The organism is Actinopolymorpha alba DSM 45243, assembly GCF_000373925.1.
Classification (GTDB): Bacteria; Actinomycetota; Actinomycetes; order Propionibacteriales; family Actinopolymorphaceae; genus Actinopolymorpha; species Actinopolymorpha alba.
In genome coordinates, this window is sequence record NZ_KB892757.1 from 229237 (window position 1) to 244636 (window position 15400).

Consider the following 15400-nt stretch of genomic DNA (forward strand, 5'->3'; position numbering starts at 1 on the left):
TGTGCCAATCGATGTCGTTGGCGACGTGGTTGGCGATCTGGGAAGAAACCCTTCCGCACAAGGGATTCCCCGCACATCCAGCTGATGTCGGAACTCCACCCTCGACCGCTGGGTGGATGCGGGCGATTGGTGCGGTGCACACTCAGACCTCAGGATGACCTTCTCTGGTAGGAGGCGACTCGGAGGGCCGGTCAGGTACGGTCACGAAGTGCACGACCGCGCCACCACGAACTCCTCCCAGGCCCCTGGCAGTCATCCCCGGGTCTTGGCTCGTCGGCTGAGTCGCGGGCGGTTGATCGCACTCGACGCCCTGGCCGCGGTCGCCTACACCCTGGTGGTTCTCAACATCGTGCTGCTGCAGGCCCAGTCCCGTGACGGGTCTCTGGGTTGGCAGGCGTACCTCCTCGTCGCCGCGACCGGCCTCCCCCTTGCCGTACGCCGCGTCTGGCCGATGCCCGTCCTCGGTGTCGTACTGGTCTTTTCGGTGTTGTCGGTCCTTGTCGGCGTGAGCCGCGACCCGCTGATCGCCGCGGCGTTCGCGACGTACATCGCGGCCCTCAGCCGGGACACAGTCTCCTGGGTACCCACGCGCGCGATCGGCGTGATCAGCGCGCTCGTCATCCTCGGCATCGCGGCCGCCGGACCGGTTGATCAGTGGGACGGCGCGACCGGGCTTCTCGTCCTTGGTGCCGCCATCCTGGGTGGGGCCTGGACGCTGGGTCGGGTAGTGCGGGCGCAGCGTGACGATGCGGCGCGCGCCGCTGCCCAACAGGCCGCCCAGGCGGTGACGGACGAACGCCTGCGCATCGCCCGGGAGTTGCACGACATCGTGGCGCACAGCATGAGCCTGGTGGCGGTGAAGGCTGGTGTCCTGCACCACGTACTCAACGCCTCCGCCGACGCTCCCGGATCGGCGGCCGGCACCCCTGTCAACCCAGGCTTGGCAACGGCGCAACCTCTGCTTGACGCCGAGCTTCGAGCTGGCCTCCATGAGATCGAACACACCAGCCGCGGCGCGCTGGCGGAGATGCGCCACCTGCTTGGCGTACTCCGTTCTGGTACGAACGACAACCAGGCACCGGCGGAGCTGGCCCCGACACCCGGACTTGCCGAGCTGCCCAGCCTCACCGCAGGCGCCACCGCCGCCGGAGTCAAGGTGGACCTCGACGTCCGGGTGAGCGACGCGTTGCCCGAAGGGATGGAGCTGTCGATCTACCGGATCGTGCAGGAAGCCCTGACCAACGTGGTCAGGCACTCGGCCCCCGCCCGCTGCCGCGTCGTTGTTCAGGCAGACGGGCACCAGGTCCAGGTGGAGGTGACCGACGACGGGCCGGGCGTACGACTCCTGCCCGACGCCGGTCCCTTCCCCGGCCACGGACTGATCGGCATGCGAGAACGCGTCGCGGTGTACGGCGGCACCTTCGTCGCCGGGCCCAGCCCCGAGGGCGGATTCGCGGTGTCCGCACGGCTTCCCTACGCTCCCGGGACCACTGTCGCGACACCGGCCAGCCTGGAGCGGCGCGCATGAGTGAGCGAAGAGGATGCGTATGAGTGAGCCGATCCGCGTCCTCGTGGCCGACGACCAGGCCCTGTTGCGCGGCAGCTTCCGGCTTCTCATCGACACCGCCCCCGGTCTTGCCACCGTCGGGGAGGCGAGCACCGGCGTGGAAGCCGTCGCACTCGCTCGCCGCCATTGCCCGCAGGTGGTGCTGATGGACGTTCGCATGCCGGAGATGGACGGTATCGAGGCGACCCGACGTATCTGTGGTGCGGCGGACCTGGCCGGGGTACGCGTGCTCATCCTCACGACGTTCGACCTGGACGAGTACGTCTACGCGGCGCTGCGGGCGGGTGCGAGTGGCTTCCTACTCAAGGACACCCCGCCCGGCGACCTTCTGACGGCGATCCGGGTGGTCGCGTCCGGTGAGGCCCTGCTCGGGCCGACGGTCACCCGCCGGCTGATCGAGGAGTTCGTCCGAAGCGTGGATCAGGCCTCGCCATATCGTCCTGGTCCCGCGCCCGAGCTTTCCGGTCTGACCGGTCGCGAGCGCGAGGTGCTGATGCTGATCGCCCGTGGCCGTTCCAATGCCGAGATCGCCGAGCACCTGCATCTGAGCCTGGCCACCGTCAAGACGCACGTCGGCCACCTGCTCGCCAAGCTCAACGCCCGCGACCGCGCGCAACTCGTCATCGCCGCCTACGAGGGTGGCCTGGTCTCGGCCGCGAAGCGCAACACCTGAACGAAACTCGAGCACATCTGGGTACGCGGATCCGGCAGGTCACGCCATTCGTTCTGGCTGCTTGAGTACCTCTACCAGAGCGGAGATGCTGTGCTCGCCATGGCCGGCCGCGACCGCCCGCCTCAGTAACTCGTGCAGAGGTGCCTGCCAGGCCACGTCGATATTGGCTTCCTGCCCGAGCTCCTCGTCGTAGGTGATTCCCGCAACGAAGAGATTGACGCTGGACATGGGCTTGGAGTAATCGCCGCTGTCGATCTCCTGCGCGAAGATCGGCAGCACGGAGTTGATCATCTCCAGCCACTTCGCGGTGAACGGCACCAGTGTGCTCGCCGCGAGCCCGCGTGCCTGGACGGCGGCGGCCCCCTGGAAGAATCCGACGAGGGCGGGGAGCAAGGTGCCGCCGACGGCCATCTCGTAGAGCGCGGCCAAGTCCGCATCGTCGCCGAGATGGACTGTGTCACCGCCCAGCACCTTCAGCGTCGACTCGAACTCGTCAAAGACCGTCCTGTCGCCGCCGTAGTACAGCAGGGTGTCCGGCGCCCCGACGGCGGAGGGCACGTTCTTGATCGCCCCGTCAAGGAATCTCGCGCCGTAGCCGACAGCCCAGGCGGCCATCTGACGAGCCCCGGCGGGTGAGCCGCTGTTCAGGGTGACCAGAGCGCGTCCTCCGAGTGCCGCGGTGGCTGGCTCGAGGGCCTCACGTGTGTCGTCGTACGTGGTCAGGCAGGCGATGACCAGCGGACTGGCCGCCACCGCGTCCTCGACGGACGCCGCGTGCTCGGCGCCCATCGCGACGAGGGGCGCGGCCTTGGTGGTGGTTCTGTTCCACACGGTGGTGCGGTGTCCGGCCTTGATGAAGGCTTCGGCCAGCGCCGTACCCATCGAGCCAAGTCCAATGACCGTCACCGGCGTCAAGCGGTCCTCAGGCATGTGTGTACTCCAGTCACAGAGAGCGGGTGATCGTGGGCGCGTCGCCGTCGATCCGTGGTCCGCGGCGCGGCGTGGGATCCATGCTGGAGTTACACAGGCATTCTCACAAGTACCGACAATTTTGCCGGGTACTGACAGACTTGTAAGTATGGCGTCGATGAAGAAGACGAAGAAGCGCACGTTCACCTGCGGACTCGATGCTGCGGTCGCCGTCATGGGAGGCAAGTGGAAGGGGCTCATCCTGTTCGCACTCCAGGACGGCCCTCTCCGTTTCGGGGAGCTACGGCGTGCCCTCCCTGATATCAGCGAGCGAGTGCTGATCCTGCAACTCCGGGAGATGGAGACCACCGGCCTTGTGCATCGCGAGGTCTATCACCAGGTCCCGCCGAAGGTGGAGTACTCGCTGACGGAGTTCGGTCACTCGCTCAACACCGCGATGGCGCCGCTCGGCGAATGGGGCGAGGAGAACATCGAGCGGATCGAGACCATTCCCTGGGACCAGCTTCAATGATCGGCGCGGCAACGACCGCGTGCGCGCGACTACCGGAGACGCAGTGAGATCCGCTGGAGTTCCACGTCGGTGGCCAGCACCTCGACCTCGACCTCCTGGCCGATCCGGAGCACGTCGCGCGGATCGGTGACGGGCTTCCCAAGCTCCGACCTGTGCAGGAGCCCGTACACCTCACCCACCTCGACGAAGGCACCGAACGGCACCAGGCTGCGCACCCGACCACGGCGTACGTCTCCAATCCGCAGCGCCGCGATCAGCTCCCGGCGGCGCTGGTGTACCTCGGCGTCCTCCGGCCGGAGCGGCGGAGACACCACGATCAGGCCGCGCTCCTCGTCGACCTCGACGATCACGCACTCGATGTCCTGGCCGATCGGGCCGCGCGATTCGGTTGGCGGTCCCAGCTGACCGCGGCCCTTCAGGATGGCGGGGATGCCGATGTCCACCGCCCATCCCCCGTGGGTCACTCCCGTGACGTGGGCCTCCACGATCGTGTCGGTGCCTACGAGCCGCTTCGCTTCCTGTAGTGCCCTGACCTTCACATGACCTCCCTGGATGAGTCCCCGTACGTCGCCCGCGGCTGGTGCGAGCACCGCGACCCGCTCCCGTAACCGCGTCAAGCCTCGATTGACATGGCGGGCGACGGTGCCAGGACTGACCCCCAGCGCCTCGGCCACCTCGGCCTGGCTGAGTCCAGCGAGGTACCGCAGCGCGACGGCCTCCCGTTGCCGGTCTGGAAGCTCGCGCATGGCGCCGATCAGGGTCAGTCGGGTGGTGAGCGCGTCCTGGTCATCGACCGCGTCCTCCATCGGGGCACCGACGTCGGGATCGGCCAGGTCGGACGACCTCTCTCGCTGGCGTACCACGTCGATCGCCAGGTTCGTGGTGACCCGCAGCACCCAGCCGGTCCGGTGGCTGACCGACAGGCCGATCCGGTCCCAGTGGGTGAACGCTCGCGCCATCGCTTCGGCGGCCACGTCCTCGGCCGCCGCGCGATCGACCAAGATCCGCCGGGCCAACCGCACCGCCCGCGGGAACAGGTCCGCGAAGGCGCTGGTGAGCTCATCGCCGTGGTTGCGCCTCCGGTCTGCCGTTCGCCTGCGGTCTGCCGTTTGTCTCCGCTCTTCGTCATGTCCATCACGTAGTACACGGTGCGGGGCGCCGTTTCGATGACCTGCCGTCCGGATCGATCGCAGAGGCCCTCCCCGCTCATGGACCGCCCGAGCGCCCGCGCCCCGGACAGACCAGTGGCGGCGACGCCTGGGAGGATGGGCGCTCCCGCGAGCCCACAACCATCCGACGACTCATTCCGACGCTGAGATCACCCACGATGCCCCACGAGCACGAAGCAGAACATTCCGACGCAGGGCGGGCTGATCTGCGCGCCGACTGCGGTCGGTGTTTCGCGCTCTGCTGCGTCGCGTTGCCGTTCGCGGCTTCGGCAGATTTCGCCATCAACAAGGACGTCGGTCAACCCTGCCCCAACCTCCGGGCGGACTTCCGCTGCGGGATTCACACGCACCTGAGGCAGAGCGGATTCGCCGGCTGCGCTGTCTTCGACTGTTTCGGCGCCGGCCAGAAGGTCTCCCAGGTCACCTTCGGCGGACAGGACTGGCGGGAGGCCCCGCACACCGCCCGGCAGATGTTCGGCGTCTTTGCCGTGATGAGACAGCTCCACGAGATCCTCTGGTACATCTCGGAGGCACTGACGCTGGCGCCCGCGCGTACTCTCCACGCGGAGCTCCGGCAAACGAGGGAGACGATCGAACGGCTCACCCACGGCAGCGTCCAGGAACTCATGGACTGCGACGTCGCGGCGCACCGGTCCGAGGTGAACGTTCTCCTGCTGCGGGCCAGCGAGCTCGTCCGGGCGGAGGTCCGTGGCCGGAAGAAGAACCAGAAGAACCACCGGCGGGCCGATCTCATGGGCGCCAAGCTCAAGGGTGCCGACCTGCGGGGCGCTGACCTGCGCGGGGCCTATCTCATCGCGGCTGATCTGCGCGGCGCTGACCTGCGCCTGGCCGACCTGATCGGCGCGGACCTGCGGGACGCTGATCTACGGGGCGCCGACCTGACCGACTGCATCTTCCTCACACAAGCCCAGGTTGACGCGGCCAAGGGCGACGCCGCCACCAGGCTGCCGCGCTCGCTCGACCGCCCCGCGCACTGGTAGCCACTCTCGCAGGTCCCTTGAGGGTCCGAAGGATCGACGCCCCTCCACGCGGAGAAAGTTTCGGGCGAGTCGCGCACGCAAACACCGCCGCAACGCCCGTCACCGGGCGGATCACCGGTGGACAATAGTTATAGCAATGTGCAACTATCCTCAGCGTGTCAAACGATGACGTCGACGGCTTCTTCGAAGTCCTCGCCGACCCGACCCGGCGGCAGGTCGTCCAACTCCTCGGCGAGCGGCCTTACCGCGCGGGCGACCTCGCCAGGGAGGTCGGCACGTCGGCCCCGGTGATGAGCCGGCATCTGCGGATCCTCCTCGAAGCCGGCCTCGTCACCGACGAACGCGGATCAGACGACGCCCGGGTCCGTGTCTTCCGGCTCCGACCCGAGCCGGTCGTTGCCGTCCAGGCCTGGCTCGACCAAATCCAGGCGCACTGGAGCGAACAGCTCGCGTCGTTCAAGCACCACGTCGAGACCAGACAGACAGCCGCGCGGCGGCGAAAGGACCGGAAGTGACAGAGCAGTCAGCCTCGGCCGCGGTCGAGGTCACCGTCGATCCCCTGACAGCCTTCACAGTCTTCACCGACGAGATCGACCTGTGGTGGGTTCGCGGGCCGATCAACTTCTACGACGCGTCCCGCCTGACCGAACTCCGGATCGAGCCCGGCGTCGGTGGCCGGATCCTCGAGGTCTATGACGAGGCTGCCAGCGACGTGCTCGAGACCGCGTGCATCACCGTCTGGGAACCCGGCCAGCGGCTGGTTTTTCGCGGCACGCTCCAGGACACCGAGACCGACGTACGTTTCGAGCCGATCGACGGCGGCACCCGGGTCCACGTCCGGCAGTATCTGTTGCCCGGCGCGGACCCGAGCAGGGGCGGCTTCGGTTGGGTGAACCTGACCCCGGCCTTCGTCGCCTGGTGCCGCCGCCGCGACACCGCCCCACGCGCACCCCGAGAGATCGCCCGGCTCAGCCTGGCGTTGCATTACGAGGACCCGCCCGCGGCCGCGCGCTGGCTTCGCCGGGTGTTTCAGTTGGGCTCCTGGGACGTCGACCGGGTCCCGGAGGAAGGCGAGAATCCGTTGTGGATCGAGTTCCACGTCGGCGACTGCCTCGTCGTTCTTCGCCGCCTGGAGGGTGAGCGGCCGGCGCGAGCTGCCGTCACCCACCTGCCCTGGGTGTACGTCGACGACCTCGACACGCACCTCGCGCATGCCCGGGCGGGCGGGGCCACGGTCGTCTCCGAGATCGGCCGGCACGGCGTGCGTTCCTACGTCGCCGAGGACCTGGAAGGTCTGCGATGGACCTTCGCCCAGGCCCGACCCACGATGCCCTGACCTATCCCGTCCTCACGCCGCCGTGTCAGCAGAGGAGTAACGATGACCCGTCCTGACCCGATCCTGGAAGCGGCCACCAGCGTGGTGGTTCACGACTGGCCCACCCGGGATGTCCCCGAAACTCTGACGCGCGCGGGTTACGCCGTCACGGTGTACGGCGGACCCGAGCCGGACGACATCTTCGTCAGCGAGCTACGTGACGGAGAGGTCACGATCACTCGTACCGGCCAGCCACCCGAGCGCGCAGACCTTGTCTACGTGTTCCGTCCCCTTGCCGAACTCCCCGGGATTGTCGCCGCCGCCAAGGAACTCGGCGCGACCACGATCTGGCGCCAGTCGGGTCTGCTGAGCTCCGGAGAAAGCGATCCGCGCGGGTGTTGGACGCCCGAGGAGGAGTCGCGCGAGGCGCGCCGCATCGTCGAGTCGGCCGGGCTGACCTATGTGGAGGACCCGTACATCGCCGACGCGGTACGCCAGCGCGCGACGCAACGGTAGGCCGACGAACTCACAGGCCGTGGCGACGGTCGCCTGTCACCAGCTCACTCACACGCGCTTCGGAGGCGGGTGAGAACGGCTCCCGGTAGGCGGCGACCGCCTCGCGGGTCTCCTCGGCGACCAGGTCGGCGTTGATCTGGGCTCCCGCCATAGCACCCGCTGCCGCGGCATTACCGACCTGGGCGGTCAGCTCGGTGACGTTGCCGGCGACCCAGACCCCGGGCACGTCCGTACGACCGGTCGCGTCGGCGGGGATGTACTCACCGGCTCCCGACGGGTGCTCCACCGGCCGCAGCCCGAGCGCCGCCAGGAAGATGGCCCGGGCCACCATTCGCGACGAGACGGCCAGCACTTCGCGGCTGATCACCGTGCCGTTGCTCAGGCGTACTCCCACGAGGCGGTCCTCGACGATCTCCAGGGACGCCACCGCGCCGTCCACCACGGTGATGCCCCGGGCGGCGAGTTGCTCCGCCTGCTCATCCGTCGGCGGCATGGTGTGGGAGAAGAACCTGACGTCGGCACTCAACTGGCGGAACAGCAACGCCTGGTGCACCGACATCGGTCCGCTGGCCAGCACACCGATGGCCCGATCGCGGACCTCCCAGCCGTGGCAGTACGGACAATGCACCACGTCCCGACCCCACCGAGCCGGCAACCCGGGCACGTCCGGCAGCTCGTCGACCAGCCCACTGGCCACCAGCAACCGGCGGGCACGAACTGTCCGGCCGTCCCCCAGCGTCACCGCGAACCCGCTTTCGTCGCGGGCTATCGTCTCGACCTCGCCGGACACCACGTGACCGCCATAAAGACGGACTTCCGCTCGGCCGCGCTCCAGCAACTCCGCCGGCGGGATCCCGTCCCGGGCCAGCAGCCCATGAACGCCGGCGGCCGGGGCGTTGCGCGGAGCACCCGCGTCGATCACCACCACCGAACGCCGCGCCCGCGCCAGCATCAGCGCCCCGTTCAACCCCGCGGCGCCACCGCCGACCACCACTACGTCATAGCCGTTTCCCAGCTGATCGGTCACCATGACCACCTCCGCGACCACCATGCGAGCCCGGGGCCCGATGCAGCAAACCTTGTTGCTGAAGTGGCAAACTGGCAGCATGGAAGACGACCTCGACGAAGCACTCGGCGCGGTCGGACCGAGGCTACGCACACTGCGCCAGCAGCGACAAACCACGCTTGCCGACCTGTCGGCAACGACCGGGATCTCGGTGAGCACCCTGTCCCGACTTGAGTCTGGTACCCGCCGGCCCACCCTCGAACTCCTGCTCCCCCTGGCCAGAGCACACGGCGTCACCCTCGACGACCTCGTCGGCGCCCCACCCACCGGCGACCCGCGCGTCCACCTGCGTCCGGTCACCCGCCACGGCATGACCATGCTGCCCCTGACCCGCCGGGTTGGCGGCATCCAGGCGTACAAGCTCGTGATCCCGGCCAGCAGCCATCGAAGCGAACCCGATCCGCAGACCCATGAGGGCTACGAATGGCTCTACGTCCTCAATGGCCGGCTGCGGGTCGTCCTCGGTGAACATGATCTGGTGCTCTCACCCGGCGAAGCGGCGGAGTTCGATACGCGGGTACCACACTGGTTCGGCGCCGCCGATGCCGAACCCGTTGAGTTCCTCAGCTTGTTCGGCACGCAGGGCGAACGCGTCCACCTTCGCGCCCGCCCCAAGACCAAACACCCACCCGGACCATCCGAATAGGTGTGTCGCGCGGCCCTAGGTCGAAGCGGGCTCGCATGAGTTCGTTTCCGCAACTGGACGCCGAGGCACTGTCACGGAACGACGATTGCGACTTTCCCGCGGACGTGGCCGGTATCCATGGCGCGGTGGGCGTCGGCCGCGCGCTCCAGGGGAACGGCCTGCGAGATCTCGATGCGCAGCTTGCCCTCGGTGTGCCAGGCCGTGAGCCGGGCGAGGCGCTCTGCGGACCGCTGGGTGCCGATGGCGAGCACGCCCAACTCCCCGGCGCGATCGAAGTCCTTGATCGTGCCGATTCGCCGTCGGTCGTCCACGAGCTCCAACGAGGCGTCGAGCGCCGCACCGCCGATACCGTCGAGGGCGGCGGTGACCCCTTGGGGCGCGAGAGCCCGCACCCGCTCGACGAGCCCATCGCCGTAGGCCACAGGTACGGCACCGAGCGAACGCAGGTAGTCGTGGTTGTGCTCGCCGGCGGTGCCGATGACGGTGGCACCCAGGATCACAGCGACCTGCACGGCCACGGTGCCTACGCCCCCGGCCGCCGCGTGGACCAGGAAGGTGTCCCCCCGGCCGACCTTGAGCTGCTCGACGGCGGTGTGCGCGGTCTGGGCCGAGGCAGAGAAAGCTCCCGCGACCTCCCACGACATCCCTGCGGGCTTGGTCACGATCTGCTCGATGGGGACGACGACGTACTCAGCGTGACTGGCTAACAGTGCCCATCCAAGCACCTCGCTGCCGACGGGGAACCCCTCGGAACCCTCTCCAACCTGGTCCACGACACCGGCGAAGTCGTTGCCGATCTTGCGCGGGAAGGAGGGGTCGTGCCCGGGCAGGGTCAGCCCTCGTCGGACCTCGCAGTCGAAGGGCTGGATGCCGGCCGCCTTGACCCGGACGCGCACCTGACCGGGGCCCGCTTCGGGGGTCGGCACCTCCAACAACTCCACGACCTCGGGGCCTCCGAACGAGTTGATTGCCGCTGCTTTCACGGGGGTTCACCTTTCCTGCAACACGGAGATGGCGCGCCTCGGTCGCGCCTGACGTATCGCCGATCCTGCAACCTCAAGCAACCTTGAGGTCAACCCGACCAGAAACCGGCGGGCGGCGGCCCTACTGGTCGCCGGTCAGGCGGGTGGCTCGGGCGTGCAGGTAGCGCTGTTGTGGCAGGCTCGTCGAACGCCTGGCCGCCTCCAGATAGGTGTCGTACGCCGCCTCGCTGTCGCCAGCCATCTCCAGCAGGTGCGCGCGGACCGCATACAGCCGGCGGTCCTCGGCGATCCGGCCGTCGGCCGCAAGCTCACCAAGGAGCGCGAGCCCCGCCTCGGCGCCGCGCACCATCGCCACCGCGACGGCGTGGTTCAACGCCACCACGGGATTGTCAGACACCTGAAGCAGGAGTTCGTACAACGCCAGGATCTGCGGCCAGTCGATCTCCTCGGCGCTCGGCGCCTCGTCGTGGACAGCCGCGATCGCCGCCTGGAGTTGGTACGGTCCGGTCGCTCCCCGAGGGAGCGCGGCGGTGATGAGCGCCACGCCCTCCGCGATCGAGTCGGCGTTCCAGAGGCTTCGGTCCTGCTCGGCCATCGGAATGAGCGCGCCGTCGGGTCCGGTCCGCGCCGGGCGGCGCGCGTCGGTCAGCAACATGAGCGCCAGCAAGCCGGCCACCTCACTGTCATCAGGCAGCAGGCGGTGCACCATGCGGGCCAGCCGGATCGCCTCGGCTGCCAGTTCGACGCGCTGCAGGGTCGGACCGGACGTACTCGCGTACCCCTCGTTGAAGATCAGGTAGAGCACGTGCAGTACCGCGTCGAGGCGCTCCGTCCGCTCCGAGTCCGCGGGCAGGCGGAACGCAATCCCGCTGTCCTTGACGAGTCGCTTCGCCCGGCTGATCCGCCGCGTCATGGTCGACTCCGGCACGAGGAACGCGCGGGCGATCTCCGCCGTGGTCAGGCCACCCACCGCCCGGAGGGTCAAGGCGATCTGCGAGGCCGGCGACAGTGCGGGGTGGCAGCACATGAACAACAGGATCAGCGTGTCGTCAGTCTCCGACGGCGGTCGATCGGCGGCGGGCGCGACCCACGCGTCCGGAAGGGTCCACCGGGCGACAGCGTCCTCGCGACGCTGCCGGGCCTGTTCACTGCGCAGCAGGTCTGTCAGCCGGCGCGACGCGACCGTGACGAGCCAGCCACGTGGACTGTCTGGTACGCCGTCCTTCGGCCACTGGGTCGCGGCGGCCAGCAGCGCTTCCTGCGTGGCGTCCTCGGCGAGGTCGAAATGCCCGAACCGGCGGACGACCGCACCGAGGACCTGCGGCGCCAACCGGCGCAGCAGGTCCTCGACCTGGTGCTCGATCACAGGGGACGCCCTACAGCTCCAGCTCGTCGCGACCCCCGGCGATCGGCCGGACGTCGACGTACTCCCCTTCGGCGTTCGGGTTCACAAAGCCAGCGGCGATCTCGGTCGCCCGGTCGAAGCTCTCGCATTCGACGATCGTGAAGCCGGCGAGGACCTCCTGCGTCTCGGCGTACGGCCCGTCGGTGACCACGGGTACGCCGCCGCGCAGCTGGACCCGCCGTGCGTGGACGGGAGCGGTGAGGCCGTCGCCGCCGACGAGCTCGCCGGATTCGACGAGCTTCTGGTGATAGGACCCCATGTAGTCGTGCATGGCCGCGACCTCCTCCGGGGACATCGCGGGCTTGTCGGTGGGCCGGCCAGCCAGGACGTCGTAGTCCCGCTGCGAGCCATACAGCAAGATCATGTACTTCATGGTCTCTCCCTACGTCCGCCGGCACCGCTCCGGTGCCGCTCACCAGAGACGTCGAGGCCGTCGGACCATCCCGGACATCCACCGACCACTTTTCTCGGCTCAACACTAGAGGCCGGGTGCCCGCGGCTTCTCCCGCTTGCCGGCGGACGTCAGCGAGCCTGCCGGCTGAGGCCGTCGACGAACCGCGTCAGCAGCCGAGCGAACTCCGCTCGATCGGTTTCGGACCATCCGGACATCGCCGATGAGAATACTGACCGGCGGAACCTGTGGACCCGCTCCGACAGAGCCCGCCCGGCAGCGGTGCGGACCAGCAGGGCACGCCGCCCATCGCTCTGATCAGCCTCCCGGCGTACCAGCCCGGCTTCGACGGCGGCGGCGACGAGCTTGCTCGCGCGAGGTTGATCGACCTGGAGGGCGTCGGCCACGCCGGACACGGTGAATGGCACACCTGCCTGCTCGGCCGCCTCCACCGCATCGAGTACCTCGAACGCCGCCGTGTTGGCTGCCGGGACCGCCGTATCCTGCCGGCCGCGCCGCCCGGGTGCCCGCTCCGCCGCCCGGGCGAGTGTCCGCCGGCTCATGCTGCGCCGGAGGCTCACCATCGCCTGCTCGACGGCCTTGACATCCGCGTTCCTGTCACCGCTGTTGCCTGGCACGACTGCTCCAATACATAATGCAGGACATCTAGTTGTCACTTTACATGTAGAGGTCTTATGACCAGGTTAGAACGGCCGATCGGGTACTGGCTCAAGCACCTGCACCGGCTCATCGAGGCGGCGTTCGACGACGCGCTGGCGCACGAAGGCCTGTCCCGACGGCATTGGCAGGCGCTCAACGTGCTCCACCGCTCCGCCGCGGACGTGTCGGTCCTCGCCCACGCGCTGGAGCCCTTCTGGACCGAAGGTGCCCTCACCTTGGAAGAGGTCATCGACGATCTGCAGCGGCGCGGCTGGATCGCGCAGGACGCCGTCAGGTCCTACCGGCTGACGCCCGACGGCACAGCCACACATACCAACGTGGCCGGGCGCATCGAGGTCGTCCGCACGCGGATGCTCGACGGACTGACCCCGCAGGACTATGAGGAGACCCTGCGGGTGCTGCGACGCATGGCCGACAACCTGGAGACCCCGCGGGACAGTCAGGTCGCGTCGCCGGTCTGAGTCCTTTCCCGGGCTTGTCAGTCGATCTCGGCGACCGCCTGGGCGAACTGCGCGGCGTACAAGCGTGCGTACGCACCACCCGCGGCCAGCAGCTTCTGGTGCGTACCCTGCTCCACGATCTGGCCGGACTCCATCACCAGGATGACGTCGGCGTCGCGGATCGTGGAGAGCCGGTGGGCGATGACGAAGCTGGTCCGGCCCGCGCGAAGCGAGGTCATGGCGTGCTGGATGAGCACCTCGGTACGCGTGTCGACCGAGCTGGTGGCCTCGTCCAGCACCAGGATCGCCGGCTCGGTCAGGAACGCCCGGGCGATCGTGATCAGCTGCCGCTCCCCCGCGCTGACGTTGGAGCCCTCCTCGTCCATCACCGTGTCATAGCCGTCGGGGAGGGTGCGGATGAAGCGGTCGGCGTGGGTGGCCTGCGCCGCCGCGACAATCTTGTCCCGCGGCACGTCGCCGACGCCGTACGCGATGTTCTCGGCGATCGTGCCGCCGAACAACCACGTGTCCTGCAGGACCATGCCGATGCGCCCGCGCAGGTCGTCCCGGGACATCTTCGCGATGTCCACGCCGTCGAGCATGATCCGGCCGCCGGTGACCTCGTAGAACCGCATCAGCAGGTTGACCAGCGTGGTCTTGCCGGCACCGGTCGGCCCGACGATCGCCACCGTGTGGCCGGGCTCGACCGACAGCGACAGGTCGTCGATCAGCGGCCTGTCCGGGTCGTAGCGGAAGGAGACGTTCTCGAACGCCACCCGGCCAGTCACCCGCTCCGGGCGCAGCGGCGAGCGTGGGTTGGGCTCCTGCTCCTCGGCGTCGAGGAGGTCGAAGACGCGCTCGGCCGAGGCGACGCCGGACTGCAGCAGGTTGGCCATCGACGCGACCTGCGTGATGGGTTGGCTGAACTGCCGGGAGTACTGGATGAACGCCTGCACGTCCCCGAGCGACATCGTGCCGGACGCCACCCGCAGGCCGCCGATCACCGCGACCAGCACGTAGTTGATATTGCCGATGAACATCATCGCCGGCTGGATGATGCCGGAGATGAACTGCGCCTTGAAGCTGGCGGCGAACAACGCGTCGTTGTGCTCGGTGAAGGTCTGCGCGGCCTCCCGCTGCCGGCCGAAGACCTTCACCAGGGCATGGCCGGTGTACATCTCCTCGATGTGGGCGTTGAGCTTGCCGGTGGTGGCCCACTGCTGGAGGAACTGCGGCTGGGCCCGCTTGCCGATCACCATGACGACCACCACCGAGACCGGAACGGTCACGAGGGCGACCAGGGCCAGCAACGGCGAGATCCAGACCATCATGGCCAGCACGCCGACGATCGTGAGGAGCGAGGTCACGATCTGGCTGAGCGCCTGCTGCAGGGACTGGCCGATGTTGTCGATGTCGTTGGTGGCACGCGAGAGCACCTCGCCCCGCGGCTGCTGGTCGAAGTAGCTGAGTGGTAGGCGGGCCAGCTTGGTCTCGGCCTCCTCGCGCAGCCGGAACACCATCCGCTGGACGATGCTCGTCGTCAGGCGACCCTGCAGGAGGGCGAGGAACGACGCCACCACAAAGAGCGCGGCCGCCCCGAGCAGGACCAGCCCGACCTGTTGGAAATCGATGCCGTGGCCCGGCACCAGGTCCATCGAGGACATCATGTCGGCAAGCGTGTCGTCGCCGCGGGAGCGCAGGCCGTCGATCGCCTGCTCCTTCGTCGTGCCGGCCGGGAGGCGGCCGCCGAGGATACCGGCGAAGATCAGGTCCGTGGCGTGGCCGAGGATTTTCGGGCCGGTGACCGACAAGCCCACACTGAGGATTCCGAGCGCGAGGACCGCCCAGACGAGCGGGCGTTCGGGGCTCATCATCCGGAGCAGTCGGGCGCTGGAGCCCTTGAAGTCCATGGACTTCTCGGTCGGCATGGTGCCGCGCATCATCGCGGCGGGACCTCCGCCCGGGCCGCCCGGCCCCGGACCCGGGCCGCGGCGCGGTGGACCAGACGGCCGCTCGGTTTCGTTCCGCTCGCCTTGCTCGCTCATGCGCGTCCTCGCTTCGCTGCGGGCGCGCATGAGGCACCCATCGCGCTGTGTTGAATGATTC

General features: G+C 68.7%; 17 protein-coding genes. 9 read left to right on the forward strand and 8 right to left on the reverse strand.

From position 1 onward, the window contains the following. The first annotated feature begins 208 nt into the window (after positions 1-208). A complete protein-coding gene (locus B141_RS41435; protein WP_020576715.1) occupies positions 209-1528 on the forward strand; it encodes a sensor histidine kinase in 1320 nt (439 codons plus the stop codon). Positions 1529-1547: 19 nt separating this feature from the next. Continuing rightward, on the forward strand, positions 1548-2240 hold the full coding sequence (locus tag B141_RS0118705; RefSeq protein WP_020576716.1) for a response regulator: 693 nt from the start codon (positions 1548-1550) through the stop codon (positions 2238-2240). Positions 2241-2279: 39 nt separating this feature from the next. On the opposite strand, the gene B141_RS0118710 is transcribed toward B141_RS0118705, so the two are convergent. Then, a complete protein-coding gene (locus B141_RS0118710; protein WP_020576717.1) occupies positions 2280-3170 on the reverse strand; it encodes an NAD(P)-dependent oxidoreductase in 891 nt (296 codons plus the stop codon). Positions 3171-3327: 157 nt separating this feature from the next. On the opposite strand from B141_RS0118710, the gene B141_RS0118715 reads away from it, so the two are divergent. Next, positions 3328-3681 (forward strand): winged helix-turn-helix transcriptional regulator, encoded by a 354-nt coding sequence (locus B141_RS0118715; protein WP_040421736.1) that lies wholly within the window; start codon positions 3328-3330, stop codon positions 3679-3681. 29 nt (positions 3682-3710) lie between these two features. Here the strand turns inward: B141_RS0118715 and B141_RS0118720 are convergent, their stop codons facing one another. After that, positions 3711-4970: a sigma-70 family RNA polymerase sigma factor gene (locus tag B141_RS0118720; protein ID WP_084678373.1), complete on the reverse strand. Its 1260-nt coding sequence runs from the start codon at positions 4968-4970 to the stop codon at positions 3711-3713. Positions 4971-5008: 38 nt separating this feature from the next. On the opposite strand from B141_RS0118720, the gene B141_RS0118725 reads away from it, so the two are divergent. The 4 genes from B141_RS0118725 to B141_RS45820 all read left to right on the forward strand — a co-directional run bounded on the left by B141_RS0118725 (position 5009) and on the right by B141_RS45820 (position 7682). Beyond that, positions 5009-5851 carry a pentapeptide repeat-containing protein gene (locus B141_RS0118725; RefSeq protein WP_020576720.1) on the forward strand — a complete coding sequence of 281 codons (843 nt, stop codon included), beginning with the start codon at positions 5009-5011 and terminating at the stop codon, positions 5849-5851. A 155-nt stretch (positions 5852-6006) separates the two neighbouring features. Then, a complete protein-coding gene (locus B141_RS0118730) occupies positions 6007-6366 on the forward strand; it encodes an ArsR/SmtB family transcription factor (RefSeq protein ID WP_020576721.1) in 360 nt (119 codons plus the stop codon). Continuing rightward, positions 6363-7187, forward strand: a complete 825-nt coding sequence (locus tag B141_RS0118735) for a VOC family protein (RefSeq protein WP_020576722.1) — start codon at positions 6363-6365, stop codon at positions 7185-7187. Before B141_RS0118730 ends, B141_RS0118735 begins: the two co-directional genes overlap by 4 nt. A gap of 42 nt (positions 7188-7229) precedes the next feature. Continuing rightward, on the forward strand, positions 7230-7682 hold the full coding sequence (locus B141_RS45820; RefSeq protein WP_020576723.1) for a CoA-binding protein: 453 nt from the start codon (positions 7230-7232) through the stop codon (positions 7680-7682). A gap of 10 nt (positions 7683-7692) precedes the next feature. On the opposite strand, the gene B141_RS0118745 is transcribed toward B141_RS45820, so the two are convergent. Then, a complete protein-coding gene (locus B141_RS0118745; RefSeq protein WP_202805830.1) occupies positions 7693-8712 on the reverse strand; it encodes an NAD(P)/FAD-dependent oxidoreductase in 1020 nt (339 codons plus the stop codon). Positions 8713-8788: 76 nt separating this feature from the next. On the opposite strand from B141_RS0118745, the gene B141_RS0118750 reads away from it, so the two are divergent. Continuing rightward, on the forward strand, positions 8789-9394 hold the full coding sequence (locus tag B141_RS0118750; RefSeq protein WP_026257354.1) for a helix-turn-helix domain-containing protein: 606 nt from the start codon (positions 8789-8791) through the stop codon (positions 9392-9394). Positions 9395-9465: 71 nt separating this feature from the next. Here B141_RS0118750 and B141_RS0118755 read toward each other — a convergent pair whose 3' ends face one another. The 4 genes from B141_RS0118755 to B141_RS0118770 all read right to left on the reverse strand — a co-directional run bounded on the left by B141_RS0118755 (position 9466) and on the right by B141_RS0118770 (position 12811). Further along, positions 9466-10377, reverse strand: a complete 912-nt coding sequence (locus tag B141_RS0118755; protein ID WP_020576726.1) for an NADP-dependent oxidoreductase — start codon at positions 10375-10377, stop codon at positions 9466-9468. Positions 10378-10498: 121 nt separating this feature from the next. Next, the gene (locus tag B141_RS0118760; RefSeq protein ID WP_020576727.1) at positions 10499-11743 is read right to left on the reverse strand and encodes a sigma-70 family RNA polymerase sigma factor; all 1245 of its coding nucleotides are present in this window, start codon (positions 11741-11743) and stop codon (positions 10499-10501) included. A gap of 10 nt (positions 11744-11753) precedes the next feature. Continuing rightward, positions 11754-12155 carry a YciI family protein gene (locus B141_RS0118765; protein WP_020576728.1) on the reverse strand — a complete coding sequence of 134 codons (402 nt, stop codon included), beginning with the start codon at positions 12153-12155 and terminating at the stop codon, positions 11754-11756. Positions 12156-12304: 149 nt separating this feature from the next. Further along, positions 12305-12811, reverse strand: a complete 507-nt coding sequence (locus B141_RS0118770) for a MarR family winged helix-turn-helix transcriptional regulator (RefSeq protein WP_020576729.1) — start codon at positions 12809-12811, stop codon at positions 12305-12307. Between the two features lie 57 nt (positions 12812-12868). Here B141_RS0118770 and B141_RS0118775 point away from each other — a divergent pair, with 57 nt between their 5' ends. After that, a complete protein-coding gene (locus B141_RS0118775; RefSeq protein WP_020576730.1) occupies positions 12869-13315 on the forward strand; it encodes a MarR family winged helix-turn-helix transcriptional regulator in 447 nt (148 codons plus the stop codon). A gap of 17 nt (positions 13316-13332) precedes the next feature. On the opposite strand, the gene B141_RS0118780 is transcribed toward B141_RS0118775, so the two are convergent. Next, positions 13333-15339 carry an ABC transporter ATP-binding protein gene (locus B141_RS0118780; RefSeq protein WP_051114114.1) on the reverse strand — a complete coding sequence of 669 codons (2007 nt, stop codon included), beginning with the start codon at positions 15337-15339 and terminating at the stop codon, positions 13333-13335. Positions 15340-15400 lie beyond the last annotated feature (61 nt).